The following is a 23,901-nucleotide window of genomic DNA, read 5'->3' as shown; positions in this document are numbered from 1 at the left end:
TGCAAAGCCGTGCAGTGCGCTGGCGCCGGGTTCGCATCAGCCTGCCCGCATGCGGCCGAGCGCGCAATACCGATAAACTGCCTCACTGCACCCGGCCAGCTGCGTTCTCCGCCACCATGCGCCTGGCCGCCCATGCTTCACGCGCCACCCGCCGCACAGGTTTCCGACTCCGCATGCTTGCCGACACCACCAAAGACGCCATCCGCGCCGCCTATGCACGCCTGAAGGATGGCTTGCCGGGCTTCCGCGCGCGCGCCTCGCAGGGGCGGATGATCGCCGAGGTGGCCAAGGCGTTCGGCCGCAGCGGCGGGGTGGCGGTGATCGAGGCGCCCACCGGCACCGGCAAGTCGATGGCCTACCTGATCGCCGGTGTCGCGGTTGCGCGCTTCCAGAAGAAGAAGCTGCTGATCGCCACCGCTACCGTGGCGTTGCAGGAGCAGTTGGTGCGGCGCGACATCCCGCTGTACCTGCAGCTCAACGGCATCGAGGCGAAGGTGGCATTGGCCAAGGGCCGCGGCCGCTACCTGTGCCCGCGCAACCTGCTGATGGCGGCGAACAGCATCCACGACACCGCGCAGATGGGCCTGGCCGGCTTCGACGCCGACCTGGTGCTGTGGACCAAACCGCCGCAGGCGCGTGACAAGCAGGCGCTGGCGAAACTGCGCGTTGCGTTCGACCAGCAGGCATGGAACGGCGACATGGATACCGCGCCGGAGCCGGTCAGCGACCTGCTGCGGCCGATGATCACCACCAGCGCCGGCGGCTGCACCAACCGCAAGTGCGGCCAGTTCATGATCTGCCCGTTCTTCGCCGCGCGCCGCGCGGTGGACGACGCCGAAATCATCGTGGCGAACCAGGATCTGGTGCTGGCCGACCTCACCATGCCGGGTGAGGAAGAAGGTTGGGGCGGGGTGATCCTGCCGCGGCCGGACGAGACGCTGTACATCTTCGACGAAGGCCACCACGTGCCGGGCAAGGCGATCGACCGCGGCGCGGCCGAGGTCTACATGACCGCCACCGTGCGCCAGCTGAGCCGGCTTGGCCGGCAGGTGCACGCGGCGTATTCGCTCACCGACAAGGAAACCCTGGGCAAGCTCAGCCTCGACCGGGGCGACGAAAAACTGCAGGAGTTGAGCAATACGCTGGAGGAGCTGGAGAAGGAGATCCGCCTCGGCTGGCTGCCCGATCCGGCGCAAACCGAACCGATGTATCGCGGCTCGCTCGGCCAGTTGCCCGAGCCGTGGGTGGAGCACGCGCGCATGCTCAGCCTGCTCGCCGGCGAGGTGCAACGCTGGCTCGGCGCGGTGCGCCGCGCCGTGGTCGAGATGACCGACGGCGGGCCAACCCAGGAAGCGCTGTCGCGCGAACTTGGCATCGCGCTGGAGCGCATCGGCAAGCAGGCCGCCTGCTGGCGCGCGTGGTCCAGCGACGATCCGGAGGATGTGCCGCCAATGGCGCGCTGGGTCACCCTGGGCGCCGACCAGCAACTGGTCTGCCACGCCTCGGCGGTATCCGCCGCCGAGCTGCTGCGCAGCGTACTGTGGGGCAACGCCAGCGGCGTGCTGATGACCTCGGCCACGCTGAGCGCGGGCGGCAACTTCCGCGGCTTCGCCGACGCCGTGGGCCTGCCCGACGACGCGGTGACCGTGAGTTTGCCTTCGCCGTTCGACCTTGCTGCGCAGGCACGGCTGGAAGTCCCGGCGATGCGCACCCTGCCCGACGCGCGCGAAGCGCACGCCGAGGAGATCAGTGAATGGCTGGCCGACAACCTCGACTGGGACGCCGGCAACCTGGTGCTGTTCACCTCGCGCGTGAAGCTCGACCGCGTCCTGCAGAAACTGCCGATTGCGCGGGTACGCAAGGTGCGCGCACAGGGCTCGCTGGGCAAGTCGCAGCTGGTCGCCGAACACTGCGCCGACATCGAGGCGGGCAAGGGCAGCACGCTGTTCGGGCTGGCCTCGTTCGGCGAAGGCCTGGACCTGCCGGGCAAATTGTGCGAGACGGTGGTGATCACCCAGCTGCCGTTCGCGGTGCCGACCGACCCGGTCGGCGCCACCTATGCCGAGTGGCTGGAATCGCGCGGACGCAACCCGTTCATCGAGGTCAGCATTCCCGAGGCCACGCGCCTGCTCACTCAGTACTGCGGCCGCCTGATCCGCAACGAAACCGATCACGGCCGCATCGTGCTGCTGGACCGCCGCGTGGTCACCAAGCGCTACGGCAGTGGCATGCTGAAGGCGCTGCCGCCGTTCCAGCGCGTCATCGAGAGGACCGCATGATCATCCGCCTGACCGACTGCCCCTCACGGCCGTGGAAAAACGGTCTGGGTCGCACCCGCGAAATAGCCGTCCAGCCGCCCGCATCCGGCGGCGATGATTTCCTGTGGCGGGTGAGCGTGGCCGAGGTCGACAGCGCCGCGCCGTTTTCCTCGTTCCCCGGCATCGACCGACAGATCGCGCTGCTCGACGGCGCCGGTTTCACGATGACGCTGGACGACGGTCGCGTGCACGCGTTGACCACGCCGTTCGCACCGTTCGCGTTTGCCGGCGAGGCGAAAGTGGACGTGGTGCTCGCCGGCGGCCCCACCCGCGACTTCAACCTGATGGTGCGGCGCGCGCAGGCGCGCGGCGAGGTGCTGCTGTGGCACGAGCCGGCAACGCGCAGGCCCGACCCGACGACCGTGCTGGTCTTCTGTGCCCGTGGCTCGATCGACACCGCCGGCGGTCGCCTGCACGTCGGCGACGCGTGGCGACCGCCGCCGCGCACGGTCGATCCGCTGACGCTGCGTGAGGGTGCGCTGGCGCTGGTCGTCCGGATCGAGTCCCACGCCCGCTGATCGGCCGCCGCGCTCGCCTATACTCGAGCCACCCACCTGAGCAAGGCGAACTTCATGTCCATCCTGATCCTCGGCCTGCTGATCTTTCTCGGCGTGCACTCGCTGCGCCTGTTTGCCGACGGCTGGCGCAACCGGCAGCTGGCGCGGCTGGGTGAGTCGCGCTGGAAAGGCCTGTACATGCTGGTATCGCTGATCGGCTTTGCGCTGATCTGCTGGGGCTTCGGCCTGGCGCGCCAGCACGCGGTGCTGCTGTACGTGCCGCCGCTGGCCCTGCGCCACGCCAACGCGCTATTCACCCTGGTCGCGTTCGTGCTGGTGGCTGCCGCCTACGTCCCGCGCAACCATCTCAAGGCGAAATTCGGCCACCCGATGCTGCTCGGCGTAAAGGTGTGGGCATTCGGTCACCTGCTGGCCACCGGCATGCTGCACGACGTGCTGGTGTTCGGCGCCTTCCTGCTGTGGGCGGTGGTGCTGTTCATCGCGTCGCGCCGGCGCGACCGCGCGGCGGGCACCGTCTATCCGGCCGGTACGCTGCAGGGCGACGTGCTGGCCGCGGTGGCCGGCATCGCGGCCTGGGCCGTGTTCACGCTGTGGCTGCACCTGCGGCTGATCGGCGTAAGCCCGATGATGTAAGGGGTGTCGGGAGTCACCTGCGCGCGGGCCTCGACCTGCGCTAGAGTCTGCGGTGTCCCCACCTGCGAGGAACGACGCATGACCGGTTTCCTGCTCTGGCTGTTGCTGCTGGTGTTCTGCTGGCCGCTCGCGCTGCTGGCGCTGGTGCTGTACCCGATCGTGTGGCTGCTGTTGCTGCCGCTGCGCCTGGTCGGCATCACCGTGAGCGCCGTGTTCGCCTTCCTCGGCGCCCTGCTGATGCTGCCGGCGCGCGTGCTGCGCGGCCACCCGGTCTGAGCCGGATCGCGGCGTGGAGAAGCCGCACTCGCCTTCGTGCGAGCGCAATCGCGAACCGATCCTCGGCGTGCTGCGCGAGTATTTTTCCGATCGGCGGCAGGTGCTGGAGATCGGCAGCGGGACCGGCCAGCACGCGGTTCACTTCGCCGCGGCACTGCCACGGCTGACCTGGCAAAGCTCCGATCGCGCGGAGAACCTGCCCGGCATCCGCGCCTGGCTGGACGAGGCGGCCTGGCCGAACACCCCGGCACCACTGGAGTTCGACGTCAACGGCACGTGGCCGGCGGGCCCGTTCGACGCCGTGTTCAGCGCCAACACCCTGCACATCATGGCCTGGCCCGAGGTGCAGCGGCTGTTCGCGCAATTGCCCGCGGTCACCACCGACGACGCAGTCCTGATCATCTACGGCCCGTTCAACGACCGGGGTCGCTACAGCAGCGACAGCAATGCCGCGTTCGACCAATGGCTCAAGGCACGCGGCGCGCACATGGCGATCCGCGATGCCGAAGCCGTCGACGCCTTGGCCGATGCCGCCGGCTTTCGCCTGCTCGCCGACATTGCGATGCCGGCCAACAATCGCTGCCGCGTGTGGCGGCGCATGCACGGCTGAGTACCCGCCTGCACGGCAGGCCTGCACGATCGTGCCGAACCGGGTACAAAGGCAGCATGAAGTCGATCGACACGCTGACCCCCTGCCCCTGCGGCAACCCGGCCGGTTACAGCCAATGCTGCGGGCCGCTGCACGACGGCGCCATCGCCGCCACGGCCGAACAACTGATGCGCTCGCGCTACAGCGCCTACGTGCTCAAGCGCGAGGATTACCTGCTGGCCAGCTGGCATGCCGACAGCCGGCCAGCCTCGCTGCGGCTAGCCGCGCAGCAGCCGCCGCCGACCTGGCTGGGGCTGGAAGTACGGCGCCAGCAAACTGTCGACGACAATCACGCCGTCGTGGAGTTCGTCGCCCGCTATCGCCTCGGTGGCGGCCGGGCACAGCGTCAGCACGAGACCAGCCGCTTCGTGCGTGTGGACGACCGCTGGTATTACCTCGACGGCGAACTGAAGAGCTGACGCTCAGAAACCCTGCACGCCGGCCGCATGCAGGCGCGCGGCTTGCGCGCGCACCTCCGGACAGCCGAAGAACGCGGCCAGCTGGTTCGCGCGACCGGCGCCGATGCCGGCGAGCGCCTGCCAGTCGCTCGCTCCGCGCGCGCTCAGTGCAGCCCAGTCGGGCAGTCCGGTGGCAACGCTGGCCGGCGCGCCGAGCGCCTGCAGCCAGCGCGCGAACGGACGCTCGCGCGCACCGGCAAAGCCGCGCGCCAGCGCCGCCGCGCGGCCAGCACCCAGGCCGGGCACGGTCGCCAGTTGTTCTGGCGTGAGGCTCATCCAGTCGAGCAGGTGATGGACCAGTCCGGCATCGATCAAGGCCTGCCAGGTATCCGCACCGAGGCCCTCCAGCTGCAGCCCCTGCCGGCCGCCCAGCCACACCAGCCGCGCGCGGAACTGCTGCTCGCAGCCGGGCGTGGCCTGCCAGCAACTCAACGGGCCGTGCGCCTGCGGATCGGGCGGCGTCACCGGCGCGCGCTGCTGCGCGCGCCACGCCACCGATTGCAGGCGCGGAATGGTCAGCCCGGCGAGCACCACCTCGACCTGGTCGCCGGGGCGGATGTCGAGCTGTTGCCAGCGCTTGAGCGAACCCACGCTGACCCGCTGCACGCGGTGGTCGTCCAGCTGGACCGGCGCCAGTTCCAGCACGGGCGTGATGCGGCCGCTGCGGCCCACGGTGAAGTTCACCGCGCGCACCTCGACCAGCGCCGACGCGGCCGGATACTTCCACGCCACCGCCCAGTCCGGCGGTGCCGCCTGCCAGCTCGCGGCCGGTGGCCGATGACCCTGGCGCAGCACCGTGCCGTCGGCGGCGAACGGCATCGCCTGGCGATACCACTGCTCGCGCCAACGCTTTACTTCATCCAGCGAGTCGGCCGGGTGGGTGTACGTCACGCTGTCGACCAGCCCCATGGCCGCCAGGCCAGCCAGCCGCGACGGCATGTCGGCCGGGCCGCTGGGCCAGTCCCACACGAACAGGCCGATCTGCGCGGCGCTGTCGGCATCCAGCGCATCGCGCGCCAGCGCGCCGGCCACCGCCGAGCGCGCGTTGGCGCCGCCGTCGTCGGCCTGCACGTGCCCGGGCAGGCGCCAGTACAGCTCGCCCTGCAGCACCACGCGGGCCGGTGCGTGCGGCAGGCGCTTCGGTATCGCGTCGATCGCCTGCGCCAGCCGCGTCCAGTCCGAGCCGTGCAGGCCGTCGCCGCGGCTGTTCGCCTGACGCAATCGGCCGTCCACATACAGCAAGGTGACCGCCACGCCGTCGGCCTTCGGCTGCACCCACAGGTCGCGGTCGCCATGCGCGTGCATCCAGGCACCGATCGCGGCGGCATCCGGCAACTTGGCCAGGCCGGTCTGCGCCACCGGCGAACGTATCCGGCCGCCGGCGTCGGCGAGATGCGCCAGCAGCGCCGGCGCCTGTGCGGGGAAACAGCGCCGCCATGCGGCGAGACGCTGCATGGCCTGGTCGTAGACCGCATCGCTCACCGGTGACTGGCCCTCGACGCGGTAGGCATGGTTCCAGCCATCCAGCCGGTCATGCAGCGCGGCGAGCTCCTGCCGTGCCCGCGCCGGCGACCAGTCCGGGCAAGCGGCCGCATGCGCCGCACCGGCGATGGACAGCGCGATGCCGACGACCAGCGAAAACCATCCCCTGTGCATGTGCCCGCTCCGTTCCGTGGACCTGGCGACAGGCTAGCCAGCGGCCGCCGGCGCAGGCAGCCGCCGATGCCGATCGCCTGCGTAGGCGTCGGGCTAGCGCTGCAGCGCCAGTTCGCCGAAGCGCAGCATCGTCTCGCCGTGGAAGCGGCCGTTTGGCCCGAAGCGCCGCTCCGCGATCACGCCACGACCGTCGTAGTCGATCGCCACCACGGTGCTGGCGCGGGTGCCATATTGTTCGCCGCGGATGAACGCCGACGACAACCAGCGCTCGCGCTCCAGCCCCACGTTGGTATCCGGCAGCTGCGCCTCAGGCGCCTGCCGCTCGTCGGCGAGCGCCTCGAACAGCGGCGCGAAATCCGCGTCGCCCCCGGCGTCGATCCACTGCTGCAGCCGCTGCATCAGCGCGCGGGTCTTCGGCCACGGCGTGTTGAAGTCGGCGTTCGACAGGCCGTGCACGCCGGGGCTCACCGTTTGCGCGCGCGGCTCCGGGCGGTTGCCCAGGTAGAACGCCGCACGCGCATCGAAGGTAAGCAGGTTGAACGGGCGGTAGTCGGCGGCCGTGCGCAGCAGTTGTTGCGCGTGCGTGGCGGCATCGACGTCGCCACGGAGATAGTCGGTGGCCAGCAGGCCGCGCGAGGTACCGAGTTGTGGGTCGCGCGGGTCGCGCACGTTCGTCACCACGCAGCAGCGCCCGCCGTCGGCGACGCCCAGCCAGGTGCCGCCAGCCTCGAGGTCACGCCCGCCGACGATCGGCGCGTCGTCCCAGCGCGCCAGCGCCGCACTGGGCCGCGCGTGGAACTCGTCGCGGTTGCCCGCCAGCAGCAGGCGCCAGCGTGGATGCGTATCCCAGGCGAACGCGATCAGGCACATGCGCGAAACTTACGCCACACAGGCCATCGCTGCCAAGGGAAGCTCGCTGAGCATCCGCGCGATCGATCCGGCCGCTTCGCGTCCATCGTGCACCGCGCGCACGACGAGGTCGGCGCCGCGCATGTTGTCGCCGCCGGCGAAAATCTTCGGGTGGCTGGTCTGGAACGGCAGCCGGTTTGCGCCGCCGCCGCGGATGCGGCCGTCAGCATCCAGTTCGATGCCGTGCTCGGCGCACCACGCCGGCGGACTGGGGCGGAAGCCGAACGCCTGGATCACCACGTCGGCACGTAATTCGGTTTCGCTGCCCTCGACGTGCTGCAGCCGTGCGCGGCCATGCGTGTCGAGACCCACCTCGGTGTTGATCAGGCGCACGCCGCGCACCTTGCCCTGCGTGCCGAGCAAGGCGATTGGCTGGCGATGAAACAGGAAGTTCACGCCTTCCTCGCGGCTATAACCGACCTCGCGGCGCGAGCCGGGCATGCTGGCTTCGTCGCGGCGGTAGACGCAGGTGACCGAGGCGGCGCCGAGGCGCACCGAGGTGCGGTTGCAGTCCATGCCGGTGTCGCCGCCGCCGAGCACCACCACGTGCTTGCCGTTGAGGTCGAGCGCGGGCGGCACCGGCTGGTCGTCGAGCAGGCGGTTCGCGTTGGCGACCAGGAACGGCAGCGCGTCGTGCACGCCGTCGAGCTCGCGCCCGGGCAGTTCGCCGTCGACGAAGGTGTAGGCGCCGGTGCCGAGGAACACGGCATCGTAGTCAGCGAGCAGTTGTTCGAACGCGATGTCGCGGCCGATCTCCACGTTGAGGTGGAAGCGCACGCCCATGCCTTCGAGTACTTCGCGGCGGGTGTGGATCACCGTCTTGTCCAGCTTGAACGGCGGAATGCCGAAGGTGAGCAGGCCGCCGATCTCGCGCTGGCGATCGAATACGTCCACCGCGATGCCGGCGCGGCGCAGCCGGTCCGCGCACGACAGCCCAGCCGGACCGGCGCCGACCACCGCCACGCGGCGACCGGTTTCCACCACGCCGGACAGATCCGGCCGCCAGCCCTGGCGGAACGCCTCGTCGGTGATCGAACGCTCGATGCTGCCGATCGTCACCGCGCCGAAGTCGGTCTGCTCCAACGTGCAGGCGCCTTCGCACAGGCGATCCTGCGGGCATACGCGGCCGCAGATTTCCGGCAGCGGGTTGGTCTCGTGCATCAGCGTGGCCGCCTCGAACAGACGTCCATCCTGCACCAGCTTCAACCAGTCCGGGATGTAGTTGTGCACTGGACAGGCGTGCTCGCAATACGGATTGCCGCAGTCGAGGCAACGCTCGGCCTGGCCCACCGCCGCGGGTGGCGCGAAGTCGCCGCTGATCTCGCCGTAGCCGAGCACGCGGATCGCCACCGGCACCGCCTTGGGCGGCTGGCGGGGGAGGTTGAGGAACTGGAACAGCTTGTCGCTCATGCCGCCCTCCGCAATTCGTCGGCCAGCGCGGCGAGGCTGGCGGCCTTCGGCTTGACCAGCCAGAAGCGCTGCAGCAGGCCACGGAAGTCGCCGAGCAGGTGGCGCGCCCAGGCGCTGCCGGTGAGTTCGGCGTGGCGCGCGATCAATCCGCGCAGATGCTGCATGTGGTGCTCCATGCCTTCGGGCGTGATGCGCACGATGTCGACCAGCTCGTGGTTGTAGCAATCGACGAAGTTGCGTTCGAGGTCGAGCACGTAGGCGAAGCCGCCGGTCATGCCGGCGCCGAAGTTCAGCCCGCACGCGCCGAGCACGGCGACCACGCCGCCGGTCATGTATTCGCAGCAGTGGTCGCCGGCACCCTCGATCACCGCCAGCGCGCCGGAGTTGCGCACGCCGAAGCGCTCGCCGGCGCGCCCGGCGGCAAACAGCTCGCCGCCGGTGGCGCCGTACAGGCAGGTGTTGCCGAGGATCGCCGCGTCCTGGCTGGCGAACGGCGATTCCGGCGACGGCCGCACCAGGATGCGCCCGCCGGCCATGCCCTTGCCGACGCCATCGTTCGCTTCGCCGGTGAGTTCGATCCGCACGCCGCCGGCGTTCCACGCGCCAAGGCTTTGCCCGGCGCTGCCTTCCAGTTGCAGAGTGATCGGTTCGGGCATGCCGTGGTCGCCCCAGCGCCGCGCCACGTCGCCGGACAGTCGCGCGCCGATCGCGCGGTCGGTATTCGCGATCGCGTAGCGGAACGTGCCGCCGCTGCCCAGCTCGACCAGCGGCGCGGCCTCGCGGGCGATGCGCGTAGCCAACGCCGCCTCGTCGCGCATCGGGTTGCGCGGCAGGGTGCAGGCGCTGTCCACGTCGACGCCCAGACCGTCGCGAGCGAACAGCCGCGACAGGTCGAGCTGCCTCTGCACCGGCGTGCTGCCTTCGGCCTGGCGCAGCAGGTCGCTGCGACCGACCAGCTCACCGAGGCTGCGCACGCCAAGCTGGGCCAGATGGCCGCGCACGTCCTCGGCGACGAAGCGGAAGTAGTTCATCACCATCTCGGGCAGGCCGATGAAGTGGTCCTTGCGCAGCGTCTCGTTCTGCGTGGCGATGCCGGTGGCGCAGTTGTTGAGGTGGCAGATGCGCAGATACTTGCAACCCAGCGCCACCATCGGGCCGGTGCCGAAACCGAAACTCTCGGCACCGAGCATCGCCGCCTTGATCACGTCGAGGCCGGTCTTCAGGCCACCGTCGGTCTGCAGCCGCACGCGGCCGCGCAGGCCGTTGCGACGCAGGGTCTGCTGCGCTTCGGCCACGCCGAGTTCCCACGGCGTGCCGGCGTACTTGATCGAGGTGAGCGGGCTGGCGCCGGTGCCGCCGTCGTGGCCAGAGATGGTGATCAGGTCCGCGCCGGCCTTGACCACGCCGGCGGCGACCGTGCCCACACCGGCGTGCGAGACCAGCTTCACCGAGATCAGCGCGGTCGGGTTCACTTCCTTGAGGTCGTGGATCAGCTGCGCCAGATCCTCGATCGAGTAGATGTCGTGGTGCGGCGGCGGCGAGATCAAGCCGATGCCGGGCTTGGCGTAACGCAGGCGCGCGATGGTGGCGTCGACCTTGTGGCCGGGCAGCTGGCCACCCTCGCCGGGCTTGGCGCCCTGCGCGATCTTGATCTGCAGCACCTCGGCGTTGATCAGGTATTCGGCGGTGACGCCGAAGCGGCCGGACGACACCTGCTTGATCTTCGAGCTCTTCTCGGTGCGGTAGCGCGCCGGGTCCTCGCCGCCTTCGCCGGAGTTGCTGCGGCCGCCGAGCCGGTTCATCGCGATCGCCAGTGCCTCGTGCGCTTCCGGCGACAGTGCGCCCAGCGACATGCCGGCCGAATCGAAGCGCTTCAGGATCGCCTCGACCGGCTCGACCTCGTCCAGCGCAATCGCGGCACCGGCCGCCTGTGGCAACAGCAGGTCGCGCAGCGCGGACGGCGGCCGCGCATCCACTTGCTGCGCATAGCGGCGATAGTCGGCCATCGCGCCGCTGCGCACGGCAAGCTGCAGCGTGTCGATCACGTCCGGGTTGTACATGTGGTATTCGCCGCCGTGCACGAATTTGTAGATGCCGCCGGCGCGCAGCGGCTGCGCCTCGTTCCACGCCTCGGCGGCGAGCAGGCGCGCATCGTGCTCGAGATCGGCGAAGCCGGCACCGCCGATGCGCGACGGCGTGCCCGCGAAGCACAACGCCACCACTTCCGGTGCCAGGCCGACGATCTCGAACAACTGCGCGCCGCGATAGCCGGCGACGGTGGAGATACCCATCTTCGACAGGATCTTCAGCAGGCCCTTGCGGATGCCGCGGCGATAACTGCGACCGATCTCGCGCGCCGTGCCGTCGCCGCGCTTGATGTGACCGTCGCGGCCCAGCTCGAACAGGCTCTGGTAGGCCAGCCACGGATAGACCGCGGTGGCGCCGAAGCCGATCAGGCAGGCGAACTGGTGCGCGTCGCGCGCGGTGGCGGTCTCCACCAGCAGGTTGCACTGGCAGCGCAGGCCGGTCTCGATCAGGTGCGCGTGGATCGCGCCCACCGCGAGCAATGCGTGCGCCGGCAGCGTGTCCCGGTTCGGATAGCGGTCGGTGATGAAGACCATGCCGGCGCCGTTGCGCACGCCCCGCTCCGCCTCGCGGCAGAACCGGTGCAGCGCCGCTTCCAGCCCTTCCTCGGGCCGGTAGCACAGGTCGATCTGCACAGTGGCGTGGACGAACTGCGGCAACGCCAGCAGTTGGCGCAACTTGCGCTGCGAGCAGATCGGCGAGTTCAGCAGGATCTGTTTCGCGTTGTCCGCCGACAGTTCGAACAGGTTGCCTTCGCGGCCGAACTGGGTGACCAGCGACATCACCAGCCGCTCGCGCAGCGGATCGATCGGCGGGTTGGTGACCTGGGCGAAGCCTTCGCGGAAGCGGTCGAACAGCGGCCGCACCTGGCGCGACATCGCCGCCATCGGGGTGTCGTCGCCCATCGCGCCGGTGGCTTCGGCCTCGGTTTCGGCGAGTACCTTCAGCACGCTCTCGCGTTCCTCGCGGCTGAGCCCGTAGAGCTTCTGATAACGCCGCAGCACCGATACCGGCAGCGGCTCGGCGGCGAGGCTGGGATCGATCAGGTCCGATTCGAGGTAGCTGACGCCCTCGCGCAGCCAGTCGCGGAACGGTGCGCGGCTTTTGTTGATCGCGTCGATGTCGGCGTCGTGCAACAGGCGCTTGCCGGCGAAATCCACCGCCAGCATCTGGCCGGGTCCGAGCCGGCCCTTCGCCACCACGCGCGATGGCGGCACGTCCCACAGGCCGGCCTCGGAGGCGACGATCAGGTGGTTGTCGTCGGACAGCGCCCAGCGCGCCGGACGCAGGCCATTGCGGTCCAGCGTGCACACCGCGTACTGGCCGTCGCACATCACCAGTCCGGCCGGGCCGTCCCACGGCTCGCTGTGCAATGCGTAGTATTCGTAGAAGCCGGCGAGGTCCTCGTCCAGGTCCTCGCGTGCGGCGTACGCCGGCGGCACCAGCACGCGCATCGCGGTGAGCATGTCGAGGCCGCCGGCCAGCAGCACTTCCAGCGCGTTGTCGAGGCTTTCCGAATCGGAACCGTCCTGGCGCACCAGCGGGCCGATGTCGGTGAGGTCGACCTGCGGCGAACGCAGCACCGCCTCGCGCGCCTGCATCCAGCGCCGGTTGCCGCGGATGGTGTTGATCTCGCCGTTGTGCGCGAGCAGGCGGAACGGCTGGGCCAGCCGCCACTGCGGCGTGGTGTTGGTGGAGAAGCGCTGGTGGAACACCACCGCGTCGCTGGCCAAGGCGGGATGCTGCAGGTCCGCAAACACCTCGCGCAGGCGGCCCGGCGCGGCCATCGCCTTGTAGCCGATGACGTGGGCGGACAGACTCACGACGTAGAACGACGGATCGTGCACCAGCGCCGTCTCGGCGCGCCGACGTGCACGGAACAGTGCGCGCTCGAATGCGCCGTCGTCCATGCCGGCCGCGGCATCGACGAACACCTGGCGCACGCGCGGACAGGTGGCGCTGGCGAGCGGGCCGCAAGCCTCGGTATCGATCGCCACGTCGCGCCAGCCGGCCAGGGTAAGTCCGGCCTCGGCCAGATGCCGCTCGAACCCGATCGCCGCAGCCTCGCCGCCGGCCGGGTCAAGAAACACCAGCCCTGCCGCGAAGCGTTCACCCGGCACGATGCCGTCCGCAGCCGCGAGTGCGCGCAGCCAGTCTGCCGGGCGATGGATCAGCACGCCGCAACCGTCGCCGCTGATGCCGTCGGCATTCACGCCGCCGCGATGGGAGAGTTTCGCCAGTGCGGCAAACGCGGTGTCGACCAGCGCAGCGCTGGCGCGCCCGTCGATCTGCGCCACCAGGCCGAAGCCGCAGCTGTCGTGCTCGAAAGCCGGGTCGTACAACGTCTCCACGCCGCTTGTCGCCATCTCACCTCTCCGGGCTGCGCAGACTGCCGCGATGCCAGGGGGCACCGATCGTTTTGCGCAGGAGCGGCTCCGACTAGAACACAATTGTTGCGGTGCGTCAAAATATTTGTTTGGACGGCTAAACTTCCATCCGCCAGGTACCGCCAAGCAACGGCTTGCCTGGCGGCGCAAATAAAGGCGGCACCCCGGTCTCCCGGGATGCCGCCTCGAACCAGGCCTTGCCGTTGGAACAACCGGGTCGGCAACCGGCTACAACTTCACTTTCACGCCCAGATTGTAGAAACGCCCCACCACATTGGACTGCGACCAAGTCGGGTTGTAGTTGGAACCCGCCCCGGCGTAGTTCGACGGGTCGAACGGCGGCTTCCTGTCGAACGCGTTCATGATCGAACCGGTGATGCTGATGTGATCGTTGATCGCGTAACTGCCAGTCAGATCGAAGTCGTAGGTCGGGCCCACGCGGCAACTCGACGGGAAGTTCAAACCGTTATCCGGCCGGGTCGACAGGCAGTCGCCATCGAACAGGCCCAGCACGCCCACGTCCGCCGCGATGTTCTTGTAGCCGCTGGTGAAGTACAGCGTGCCGGTGACCGTCAGCGGCCCGTACATCAGCGTATTCGCCCACGCCGCGCGGCTGCGCGGCGTACCGGCACCCGACGACAGGTTGTACGGGCCCTGGGTGCCCACGTAGCTCTGGTCCGTGCCGTCGGGGAACCGGACTTTCCACTGGAAGATCTGGGTGCCGGTCAGCTCGCTGATGTAGTGCAGGTTGTCGCTGAAGTCGAAGTGGGCCTGCACATCCACGTCGACGCCGGTGGTCTTCAGCGATTGCGCGTTGAGGTACGAGCCGATCAGCTCGGACGGACGCGGCTGGAGGCCCGGATGGTCAGGATCAGGCAGATCGGGAATCACCGTCACCCCCGGCGCCTGCGGCGTGCCGGCATAGTAGTTCGCCAGCGCCGCCGAGGTATCGGCCTGCACGATGAGGTTGGACTTCTTGATGTTGTAGTAGTCGACCGACACGTTCAGCCAACTGGTCGGCTGCAGCACCACGCCCAACGTGAAGCTCTTGGACTTCTCCGGCTTGATGTTCTTGTTGGCCAGAGTGAACTCCGACAGACCGTACGGAATGGTCACGTACGGACTGCCGCCGTGCAGCGCCTGGAACGCCGATGGCGGCGTGTAGGTGATGAAGCCCTGCGCGGAACTCGAACCGTTCTCGGCGAAGGACGGCGCGCGGAAGCCCCTGGACCAAGTACCGCGCAACGCGATCCAGTCGAACGGCTTGTACTTGATGCCGATCTTCGGCGAGAAGTTGTTGCCGGCGTCGGTGTAGTGGTCGTAGCGACCCGAGGCATCGACCTCCAGCGACTGCAGCAGCGGCAGGTAGAACTCGGCGAACGCGCCGCTCACGTCGCGGCTGCCCTTGGTCTGCGCATTGCCCAAACCCTGGAACTGGAAGTTCGGATTCAGCGTGGGATCGTTCTGCGCCTCATGGCGGAATTGGGCGCCGACAGCCAGGCCCAGCGAACCGCCCGGCAGATCCCACAGCGAGCGGCTGGCGCTCAGATCCAGCGAGTCCATGTCGGTGGTCGAGGTCTTGTTGTAGCCCGGCGCCAGGGAGGCACGCACGGCAGCGGAGTTGGCCGACGGGTTGACGAAGTTGTAGGTGCCGTTGGCCACCGCATCGAGCAGGGGCTGATAACTGAGGAAGCCGTACTGCGTGGTACTCAGCCAGGCATGGTTGAGCACCAGGGCGGCATTCCAGTTCCACTCGGCGAACGTGCCGCTGACATTGCCCACGATGCGGGCGTTGTGGTTGTTGAAGTTGAAGCCGGATGGAATGTCGCCGAAGGTGTAACTGATCAGCGCCGGCACCGCGAACGGATTGGACGGATTGCCCACCGGCAGGGTGATACCGCTCAGGTTGTGCGGCGTGCTGTTCTGGATCGTACGCGGCCCACCGGGTGCCCGGGTCTTTGCCTCCATGTAGCTGGCGTCCATGTAGGCGGTGGTGGTGTCGCCCAGCTTGATGGTGAAACGGCCGGACACGCCGCCCTGCTCCATCGCCGGCTGCAGTTGGCCATACAGATTGACGGGGTCAAAACGGCAGTAGCTGCCGGTGGCGTCGGTGATCAACGGGCCCGAGGTGCAGGCACTCAGCGGCTGCCAAAGACCACTGCCATCGTTCGGCTTGATGGCGCCATTGATGCCGCCCGCGCGGGCCGCCGGACCACCCAGCCCCGGGCCACCCAGCGAGGTCAGGTCGGCCGTGTTGAACGGGAAGCCGCGCTGGTTGGTCCGGATCACGTTGTCTTTCTGGTACTGCACGCTCAGGTAGCCGTTGTAGCGATCCTTGTCCAGATCGCCGCCGCCGGCCAGCAACGTGGCCTTGCGGGTGAAGCCGCCGCCGTGCTGCGAGGTGCCCACGGTGGCGGTGGCTTCGACGCCCTTGAAGCTCGGCCGCATGATGATGTTGACCACGCCGGCGATCGCGTCGGCGCCGTACAGCGACGAGGCGCCGTCCTTCAGCACCTCGATACGCTCGACCGCGGCGAGCGGAATGGTGTTCAGGTCGGCGAAGGTACGTTGGCCGTCATCGGCCACCGGATAGTTGGTGACGCGGTGACCGTCGATCAGCACCAGGGTGGAGTTCACGGTAAGGCCGCGCAGGGCGACGCCCGACGCACCGGCCGCAAAACCATTCGCGAACGCATTCGGGATCGAGCCGCTGTTGTCGGCCGAGATGGCGCGCACCACGTCGGACACCGTGGTGAGGCCGCTGCGCTGGATCTGCGCGGCGGTGATCGTGGTCACCGGCGAGGGCGTCTCCAGATCGATGCGCGGGATCGCGGAGCCGGTCACCGTGATGGCCTGCAATTCCTGCACGTTCTGACCGGTCGGCGCAGGTGGGTTCTGCGTACTGGGCGGGGTCTGCGGAGCGGTTTGCGTCTGCGGGGTGTTGGCGGGCTGTGCGCTTTGCGCGAGGGCGGCGGCTATCGGCGACAAGGCCAGACCCGCCAGCGAAATGACAAGGGTGCGTTTCATGAAAATACCCTCCACTTGCGGAGCAATCACGAGGCGCTCGGACAATGGAGAAGCAGGCAGTTGGGGTGGGGGAAGCCAGCTTCAGCAGCCAGCGAAAGGCCACGAGCGGGGGAAGGCCTCTTCGCAAACGCGGTCTAACACCTTGCCATCCCATACTCAAGTACCTAATTTCACAGTGTATTTCATGCATATTCCGGACCACGCAGGCCGCTTCGCCAGCGGCGCGCCGTACGCCTCGGACACCCGGCAAAGCTGCCGATGACGGCCGCCTCGCTCCGCCCGCTCCGCTCGGGGATAATCGGCCGCATGCCCAAACCCGCCCGCTTCGCCGCCCGCCCCTTCCGCTGCCTGATACTCGCCGCACTGCTGGGCTGTCTGGCCATCACTCCGCTGCAGGCACGCCAGGACAGCAAGAGCGAACAGGCCGAGGCGAAGCAGAAACTGGCCGAGCTGCGCCACAAGATGGAGACGCTCGCAAAAGAGCAGGCCGACACCGCGGCCCGGCGCGACAACGTCAATGCCGAACTGGCCAAACAGGCCAACGCGCTGGCCGGGGCGGCGCGCGCGGTACGCCAGACCGACGCCGAACTGGCTGCCAAGCAGCAGCAGCTGGATCAACTGCAGCAACAGCGCACCGCGCTGAAGCAGACGCTGGACAGCCAGCGCGCCGCGATCGCCGACCTGCTGCGTGCCACCTATGCGCTCGGCCACGGCTCGGACCTGCGCCTGCTGCTGGGCGACGAGGACGTAGCGCGCATCGCGCGCGCGCTGGTGTACTCGAAATACTTCCAGCAGGACCGCGTGCAACGCGTGCAGCGATTGATGGCCGACCTCGCCAAACTGCAGGAACTGGAGGACGCGATCACCGCCGAACAACAGGCACTGCAGGCGACCCGGACCCAGCGCGAGCAGCAAGCGGCCGTGCTGGCCAAACAGCGCGCCGCGCAGCAGAAGCTGGCGGCCGAGACCGACGCCCAGTACAAGGACCAGGCGCAGCGGCTGACCGCGCTGAAGCAGAACGCGCAGTCGCTCAACAACCTGCTCGACAAGCTGCAGAAGGCAATCGACGAAGCCGCCGCCCGCGCCGCCGCCGAACGTGCCGCAGCGGTCAGGAAGCACCCCGGGCGCAAGCCGCCACCGCCGATCGAGGTCAGCGGCGCCGGCGCCAACATCCGCGGCAACCTGCCATGGCCGGCCAGCGGCGTGGTCAACAGCTACGGCAACGGTGTGCTGATCAAGGCCAGCGGTGGCAGCGAGATCCATGCGGTGGCGCGCGGCCGGGTGATCTACGCCGGCTTCCTGCGCGGCTATGGCATGCTGCTGATCGTCAACCACGGCAACGGCTGGATGAGCATGTACGGCAACAACGAGACCCTGCTGCACGACGTCGGCGACCAAGTCGAGGCCGGTCAGGTGCTCGGTACCGCCAGCCCGCCCACCGGCGCCAATACCGGCGTCTACTTCGAGCTGCGCCGGAACAACCAGCCGGTCGATCCGCGCAGCTGGCTGAGCCAGCGCCGTTGACGCGAACGCGGCCGCATCGCAGGCTAGCAACGAGTTCACGCTGAATTACCCCGACATCTGGTTGTCTCATGCCTGACCACATTTTCCCGTCGCGCTCCGGCGCGGCGCTGTCTGCTGTACGGAGTCACACGCATGCGTCCTTCCCCTTCTAGCCCGACGATCGGCCTGGCGGTCCTGTTGCTGGCTGTTCCGTTCCTGCTGGCCACGCCGGATACCCGCGCGCAGAGCGCACCGGCTGCCGCCGCCAGCGTGGCGGCGCCGCCGGTCGACCTGCCAGCCACCAACAGCAGCGCCGACGCGCCGGCCAATGCCAGCTCCACCGGCCAGGTGGATCTGGACGACATCCGCAACTTCAGCCGCGTCTACGAAGTGGTGCGCCAGGCATACGTGGAAAAGGTCGACAACAAGACCCTGATGAAGGCCGCCATCACCGGCATGCTCAGCGGCCTCGACCCGCACAGCGAATACCTGGACAAGGACGGCCTGACCCAGCTCAGCGAGGACACCACCGGCGAGTACAGCGGCCTCGGCATCGAAGTGCTGCAGGTCGACGGCGGCCTGCGCATCGTCTCGCCGATCGACGACACCCCGGCGGCACGCGCCGGCATCAAGCCGGGCGACAGCATCGTCAAGATCAACGGCACCCTGATCGATGCGCAGAACGTGGACACCATGTTCAAGCAGCTGCGCGGCAAGCCGGGCAGCGCGATCGACCTGACCATCGTGCACCAGAACAACGACAAGCTGATCGACCTGCATCTGGTGCGCCAGAACATCTCGATCAGCAGCGTCAAGGTGCGCGAGCTGGAGCCGGGCTACGCCTACGTGCGGATCAGCCAGTTCCAGGACGACACCGCCGGCGACCTGGAACAGAAACTGGGCCAGCTGATCGCGAAGAACGGCCCGCCGAAAGGCGCCGTGCTGGACCTGCGCAACAACCCGGGCGGCCTGCTCACCGCAGCCGTGGGCGTCAGCGACGACTTTCTCGACGCCGGCACCATCGTCACCACGCGCGGCCGGCTGCAGGACGCGAACATGAGCTTCAACGCGCACCCGGGCGACCAGCTCGGCGGCGCGCCGATGATCGTGCTGACCAACAACGGCACCGCCTCGGCCGCCGAGATCGTCTCCGGCGCGCTGAAGGACAACCACCGCGCGCTGATCATGGGCCAGCGCACGTTCGGCAAGGGCGTGGTGCAGACCGTGTTGCCGCTGGACGCCGAGCATGCGGTCAAGATCACCACCGCACGCTACTACACGCCGAGCGGTACCTCGATCCAGGCCGAGGGCATCAAGCCCGACATCGCGCTGGCCGACCTCACCGTGAACCCATCCGACCGCGGGCCGGTGCTGATCAGCTCGGAGGCCGACCTGCCGAACCACCTGGCCAACGAGAACGCCAAGGCCGCCACCGACATCAACGACGACGGCAGCGCCGACGACGCCAAGCTGGCCACCAGCGACTACGCGCTGTCACAGGCCCTGAACGTGCTCAAGGGCATGGCGCTGCGCCAGCCCGCCGCCATCCGGCGCTGACCGGTACACCACGACGGCACAAACACAAACGGCCCCTCGCGGGGCCGTTTGCATGGGCAACTCGCTTGGTCGCGGCGCGGTGGCTCAGGCCGCCGTCGCGAACAGGCTGCGCATCTTCTTCATCGCATTCGCCTCGACCTGGCGGATGCGTTCGGCGGATACGCCGTACTCGTCGGCCAGGTCCTGCAGCGTGGCCTTGTTGCTGTCGTCCAGCCAGCGACGCTGGATGATGTCGCGCGAACGCGGGTCCAGATGGCCCAGCGCATCGGTCAGCGTCTGCATCTGGTTGTCGGCGTAATCTTCGTCGGACACGTTCTCATACGGGTCGGCGCCGTCGTCGATCAGGAACGCCGCCGGTGCCGGCTTGGCGTCATCGTCGGCATCGACCGGGGCCTCGAAGCCGATGTCGCGGCCGGACAGGCGCGATTCCATCTCGCGCACGGTCGCCTCGGGCACGCCCAGATCCTTGGCTACGGTGCTCACCTCGGCCGCGTTCATCCAGCCCAGGCGCTTCTTGCTCTTGCGCAGGTTGAAGAACAGCTTGCGCTGCGCCTTGGTGGTGGCGACCTTCACGATGCGCCAGTTCTTCAGGATGAACTCGTGCATCTCGGCACGGATCCAGTGCACCGCGAAGCTGACCAGGCGCACGCCCTGATCCGGGTCGAAACGCTTGACCGCCTTCATCAGCCCGATGTTGCCTTCCTGGATCAGGTCGGCCAACTGCAGGCCATAGCCTGAGTAGCCACGCGCCACATGCACCACGAAACGCAGGTGCGACATGACCAGCTTCTTCGCCGCGGCCAGGTTGGCCTCTTCGAGGTAGTCGCGTGACAGCGCCTGCTCTTCTTCCGAGCTCAGCACCGGGATCCGATGGACCGCGGAAATATAGGCATCCAGACTGCCGACGACACTCGGCAGCGGGAAGTTGGCGGTCACCAAGGCTTGAGACATGGGTGGAACCTCCTGAACGACATCAAAGTTTAGCACTCGACTAGTTGGAGTGCTAAAGCGCGGTGTTGGTTCCGCGCTTTAATGAACTAAATCGTATAGATATTGACTGCCCTTGTCCAGCGTCTCATCCAGCCCGATATGAGGCTGGCAAAACCGCATTCAAGCGGGCGTGAAATCGCCCTGCAGTGCCGCTTTCGGCGGCAACGACCAGTCGATCGGCGGCTGCCCGTGAGCCTCCACGTAGCGGTTGGCGGCGGAGAAATGGCCGCAGCCGATGAAGCCGCGGTGGGCCGACAACGGCGACGGGTGCACCGAGCTCAGCACACAGTGCCGGCCGGTGTCGATCAGCTGGCCTTTGCGCTGGGCGTACGCGCCCCACAGCAGGAACACCAGGCCTTCGCGCTCGCGGTTCAGCGCGTCGATCGCCGCATCGGTAAAGCCCTCCCAGCCCTTGCCCTGGTGCGAGCCGGCGCGACCTTCTTCCACCGTCAGCACGCTGTTGAGCAGCAGCACGCCGCGATCGGCCCAGGGCGTGAGGCAGCCGTGGTCGGGCCGCGGGATGCCGAGGTCGCGCTGGATCTCCTTGAAGATGTTCTCCAGCGACGGCGGCACCCGCACGCCGGGGCGCACCGAGAAGCACAGGCCGTGCGCCTGGCCGGGGCCGTGGTACGGGTCCTGGCCCAGGATCACCACCCGCACCGCGTCGAACGGGGTGTGCTCGAACGCCGCGAAGATCTCGGGGCCGGGCGGGTAGATCCGTTTGCCGGCCTGCTTCTCCGCGCGCAGGAACGCCGCCAGCGCCTGCATCTCGGGGCGCAGCAGGTAGTCGCCGATGCGCGCCTTCCACGAGGCTTCCAGCCTGACCCGCGCCGCGTCGTTCATGCCTCGGCCGCGTGCCCGCGCAGGTGCTTCGCCACGCGCAGCTGGAACAACAGCTTGGTGACCAGCAGTCTTTCCTCGACCGGTTTCTCGACCAGGTCGTTGGCACCGGCCTTGATCAGCGCGGCCTGGTTGGCCGGGTTCTCGTCGCCGGTCATCACCAGCACCGGCAGCCGGCCCTTGCCGTAGCCGAACTCGCCACGGATGTGCTTGAGCAGGTCGCCACCGGTGAGCTCGCCCTTCAGGCTGACATCGGTGAGCACCACGTCGGCGCCCACCTCGCCTTGCGCCTTCGCGGTTTCCAGCAAGGCGAGCGCGTCCTCCACACTGACCACGTGGCGCACGGTGAGGCCGATCTTCTCCAGCATGCGGCGGGTCGCCAGCGCCACAACGCGACTGTCCTCGACATACAGCACGACGCCTTCGGCGGTGTTCTCGGGCCGCACATAGCCGCGGATGAACTCGGCCAGTGCCTGGAAGCCCAGCGCCTTGTCGAAGTAGTCGGTGACGTGCTCGCCCAGCGAACGGCGGTGCAGCCGGTCATCGACGTCGCCGGAGACCACCACGATCGGCACGTAGGCCTGCGGCGCCGACTCGCGCACGAAGCGCGCCAGCTCCAGCCCGTCCATGTCGGGCAGGCGCAGCGCGATGGTGATGAAATCGAACACGCCCTCACCGAGCACCTGCTGCGCCTCGGTGCCGCCGCCGCAACCCACCACCTCGACGCCGGGCAACTCGGCCTGCAGCACGCGGGTGATCAGCTGGCGCACCACACGTGAACCATCGACCACCAGCACCCGTGGTGCGTCGGTCAGCAGACGGCTGCTGATATTCGTACTCATTCCCTAGCTCACCCACCCGACCCGTGGCCGTCCTTCGCCGATGAACCTGCGGGCGCACCCCCTGCGCCCGCCGCAACTGGGGATAGTGCACCGGATCCGGTGTCGGCGGCTGCGATTCACGTCACCCCGGCGCAAGACCGTCACGCCGCCTTGCGCAATTGCCACGCGCTGACCAGTCGCGCGCCGAGCCAACCCAGCGCCGCGGCGACCAGCGGCACCGCCAGCAACAGCCACGGCGGCAAGCCGCCGACCTGCAGCTTGCCGTCATAAGCCTGGCTCAACTGCGCCACCGGCGTGGCCAGCGCCAGCTCGATCAGCACCGCCAGCAACGCGGCCAGGATGCCGCTGAACAGGCCATACCAGATCCCGGCATACAGGTAGGGCCGGCGCACGAACGCGCCGCTGGCGCCGACCAGCAGCAGCACGCCGATCTCCTCGCTGCGGCTGGCGATGTCCACCCGAATCGTATTGCCGACCACCAGCAGCGCCGCCAGCGCCAGCAGCGAAGCCAGCACCAGCACCACGCGATTGCCCACATCGAGCAAGGCATCCAGCCGCTGCCGCCAGCTGCCACTGTCCTGCACCAGCTCGACGCTGCGCAGGGTGCGCACGTCGGCCACCAGTTGCTCCAGCGCGTGCGCACTCACCCCCGCACGCGGCTGCAACTGCAGCACGTACGGCAGCGGATTGTCGTCCAGTGTCTGCAGGGCACCGGAGAAGCCCTGCATCTTCGCCAGTTCGTCCATGCCCTGCTGCGGCGTCTTCACCACCACCGCGGCCACCTCGGGGCGGTCGCCCAGCTGCTGGGCGAGCAGTTGTACCTGCTGGGCGCTCTGGCCCGGCTGCAGGAACACGCTGATCGCCTGGCTCTGGCCCAGCGCATGGCCGAGCTGCTGCACATTGCCCAGCAGCAGGTAAAACGCCAGCGGCAAGGCCAGCGCCAGGCCCATCACCGCGATCGTGAGCAGACTGCCGAACGGGCGCGAGGCGAGCCGGCGCAGGCTGGACGCCGCGCTCCAGCGGTGATGCTCCTGCCAGCTGACGAAGCGGTTGCCACGGCTGTGGCCGTTGCGCGGCGGCGCGTCCGCCGACACAGGCAGGGTTTCCGGCGACGTGCTCACAGCACCTCCTCGGCGGCCAGGTCGGCCACCAGGCGGCCGTGGTCGAGCACGATAACGCGCTTCTTCATGCGCTTGATCAGCGGCAGGTCATGGCTGGCGACCAGCACGGTGGTGCCGACCTGCTGGAACTCGCCGAACAGGCCCATGATCTCCACCGCCAATTGCGGGTCGAGGTTGCCGGTGGGCTCGTCGGCAATCAGCAGGCTGGGTCGCGCCACGATCGCGCGGGCGATGCCCACGCGTTGCTGTTCGCCGGTGGACAGCGTCGCCGGCAGCTGCCGTTCGTAAGCGAGCAGGCCGACCTTCTCCAGCGCCGCGCGCACCCGCCGCGCGCGTTCGGCGCGGGCGATGCCACCGATCGCCAGCGGCAACTCGACGTTGGCGAACACCGTACGATCCAGCAGCAGGCGATGGTCCTGGAACACCATGCCGATATGCCGGCGCCACTTCGGGATGCCGCTGTGGCGGATCTTCGCCAGGCTCTTGCCGTCCACGCTGATCACGCCGTGCGAGGGCCGCTCGATCAGTCCCAGCAGCTTGAGCAAGGTGCTCTTGCCGGCACCGGAATGCCCGGTGACGAAGGCCATCTCGCCCGTCGGCACCTCGAACGAAAGCTGCGAGAGCGCCTCATGGCCACCCTCGTAGCGCTTGCTGACTTGATCGAAATGGATCACCGAGCGTCCCCGAGCCTGCGTGTCGTCGTATCGATGCAAGGATAAGGG

Annotated in this window: 18 protein-coding genes; 8 read left to right on the top strand and 10 right to left on the bottom strand. The window is 68.6% G+C overall.

Going from position 1 to position 23,901, the window contains the following annotated elements; all coding sequences use genetic code 11:
• The first annotated feature begins 173 nt into the window (after positions 1-173).
• The 6 genes from dinG to ABD024_RS02360 all read left to right on the top strand — a co-directional run bounded on the left by dinG (position 174) and on the right by ABD024_RS02360 (position 4,813).
• Complete coding sequence (gene dinG, locus ABD024_RS02385) at positions 174-2,279, top strand: ATP-dependent DNA helicase DinG (RefSeq protein ID WP_343849230.1); 2,106 nt, start codon at positions 174-176, stop codon at positions 2,277-2,279.
• Positions 2,276-2,836, top strand: coding sequence for a HutD/Ves family protein (locus ABD024_RS02380; protein ID WP_343849228.1), 561 nt, complete (start codon positions 2,276-2,278; stop codon positions 2,834-2,836). The genes dinG and ABD024_RS02380 overlap by 4 nt, the downstream gene beginning before the upstream one ends.
• A 54-nt stretch (positions 2,837-2,890) precedes the next feature.
• Entirely contained in the window at positions 2,891-3,469 is a 579-nt protein-coding gene (locus ABD024_RS02375; protein ID WP_343849226.1) for an NnrU family protein, read from the top strand.
• 78 nt (positions 3,470-3,547) lie between these two features.
• Positions 3,548-3,745 (top strand): hypothetical protein, encoded by a 198-nt coding sequence (locus tag ABD024_RS02370; protein ID WP_056388106.1) that lies wholly within the window; start codon positions 3,548-3,550, stop codon positions 3,743-3,745.
• A gap of 13 nt (positions 3,746-3,758) precedes the next feature.
• Complete coding sequence (locus tag ABD024_RS02365) at positions 3,759-4,355, top strand: DUF938 domain-containing protein (protein ID WP_343849224.1); 597 nt, start codon at positions 3,759-3,761, stop codon at positions 4,353-4,355.
• Between the two features lie 56 nt (positions 4,356-4,411).
• Complete coding sequence (locus ABD024_RS02360) at positions 4,412-4,813, top strand: YchJ family protein (protein WP_343849222.1); 402 nt, start codon at positions 4,412-4,414, stop codon at positions 4,811-4,813.
• 3 nt (positions 4,814-4,816) lie between these two features.
• Here ABD024_RS02360 and ligB read toward each other — a convergent pair whose 3' ends face one another.
• The 5 genes from ligB to ABD024_RS02335 form a co-directional block, all read right to left on the bottom strand.
• Positions 4,817-6,508, bottom strand: coding sequence for an NAD-dependent DNA ligase LigB (gene ligB, locus ABD024_RS02355; RefSeq protein ID WP_343849220.1), 1,692 nt, complete (start codon positions 6,506-6,508; stop codon positions 4,817-4,819).
• Positions 6,509-6,601: 93 nt separating this feature from the next.
• Complete coding sequence (locus tag ABD024_RS02350; RefSeq protein WP_343849218.1) at positions 6,602-7,378, bottom strand: NRDE family protein; 777 nt, start codon at positions 7,376-7,378, stop codon at positions 6,602-6,604.
• Positions 7,379-7,387: 9 nt separating this feature from the next.
• On the bottom strand, positions 7,388-8,827 hold the full coding sequence (locus ABD024_RS02345) for a glutamate synthase subunit beta (protein ID WP_343849216.1): 1,440 nt from the start codon (positions 8,825-8,827) through the stop codon (positions 7,388-7,390).
• Complete coding sequence (gene gltB / locus ABD024_RS02340) at positions 8,824-13,278, bottom strand: glutamate synthase large subunit (protein WP_343849214.1); 4,455 nt, start codon at positions 13,276-13,278, stop codon at positions 8,824-8,826. The genes ABD024_RS02345 and gltB overlap by 4 nt, the downstream gene beginning before the upstream one ends.
• A 249-nt stretch (positions 13,279-13,527) precedes the next feature.
• A complete protein-coding gene (locus tag ABD024_RS02335; protein ID WP_343849212.1) occupies positions 13,528-16,326 on the bottom strand; it encodes a TonB-dependent receptor in 2,799 nt (932 codons plus the stop codon).
• 306 nt (positions 16,327-16,632) lie between these two features.
• Here ABD024_RS02335 and ABD024_RS02330 point away from each other — a divergent pair, with 306 nt between their 5' ends.
• Both ABD024_RS02330 and ABD024_RS02325 read left to right on the top strand, forming a co-directional pair.
• Positions 16,633-17,850: a murein hydrolase activator EnvC family protein gene (locus ABD024_RS02330; protein WP_343849210.1), complete on the top strand. Its 1,218-nt coding sequence runs from the start codon at positions 16,633-16,635 to the stop codon at positions 17,848-17,850.
• A 132-nt stretch (positions 17,851-17,982) separates the two neighbouring features.
• Complete coding sequence (locus tag ABD024_RS02325) at positions 17,983-19,386, top strand: S41 family peptidase (RefSeq protein WP_343849208.1); 1,404 nt, start codon at positions 17,983-17,985, stop codon at positions 19,384-19,386.
• Between the two features lie 84 nt (positions 19,387-19,470).
• Here the strand turns inward: ABD024_RS02325 and rpoH are convergent, their stop codons facing one another.
• From rpoH to ftsE, 5 genes are all read right to left on the bottom strand, one after another.
• Positions 19,471-20,337 (bottom strand): RNA polymerase sigma factor RpoH, encoded by an 867-nt coding sequence (rpoH, locus tag ABD024_RS02320; protein ID WP_343849206.1) that lies wholly within the window; start codon positions 20,335-20,337, stop codon positions 19,471-19,473.
• Positions 20,338-20,496: 159 nt separating this feature from the next.
• Positions 20,497-21,219: a uracil-DNA glycosylase gene (gene ung / locus ABD024_RS02315; protein WP_343849204.1), complete on the bottom strand. Its 723-nt coding sequence runs from the start codon at positions 21,217-21,219 to the stop codon at positions 20,497-20,499.
• The gene (locus ABD024_RS02310) at positions 21,216-22,058 is read right to left on the bottom strand and encodes a response regulator (RefSeq protein WP_343849202.1); all 843 of its coding nucleotides are present in this window, start codon (positions 22,056-22,058) and stop codon (positions 21,216-21,218) included. Before ABD024_RS02310 ends, ung begins: the two co-directional genes overlap by 4 nt.
• Before the next feature lie 140 nt (positions 22,059-22,198).
• Positions 22,199-23,179 carry a permease-like cell division protein FtsX gene (ftsX, locus tag ABD024_RS02305; protein WP_343849200.1) on the bottom strand — a complete coding sequence of 327 codons (981 nt, stop codon included), beginning with the start codon at positions 23,177-23,179 and terminating at the stop codon, positions 22,199-22,201.
• Positions 23,176-23,853: a cell division ATP-binding protein FtsE gene (gene ftsE / locus ABD024_RS02300; protein WP_056388132.1), complete on the bottom strand. Its 678-nt coding sequence runs from the start codon at positions 23,851-23,853 to the stop codon at positions 23,176-23,178. The genes ftsX and ftsE overlap by 4 nt, the downstream gene beginning before the upstream one ends.
• Positions 23,854-23,901: the final 48 nt, after the last annotated feature.

Origin of the sequence: Rhodanobacter soli, from assembly GCF_039523495.1 — a bacterium.
In the GTDB taxonomy this organism is placed as follows: Bacteria; Pseudomonadota; Gammaproteobacteria; order Xanthomonadales; family Rhodanobacteraceae; genus Rhodanobacter; species Rhodanobacter soli.
This window is presented reverse-complemented; position numbering and strand designations above follow the sequence as displayed.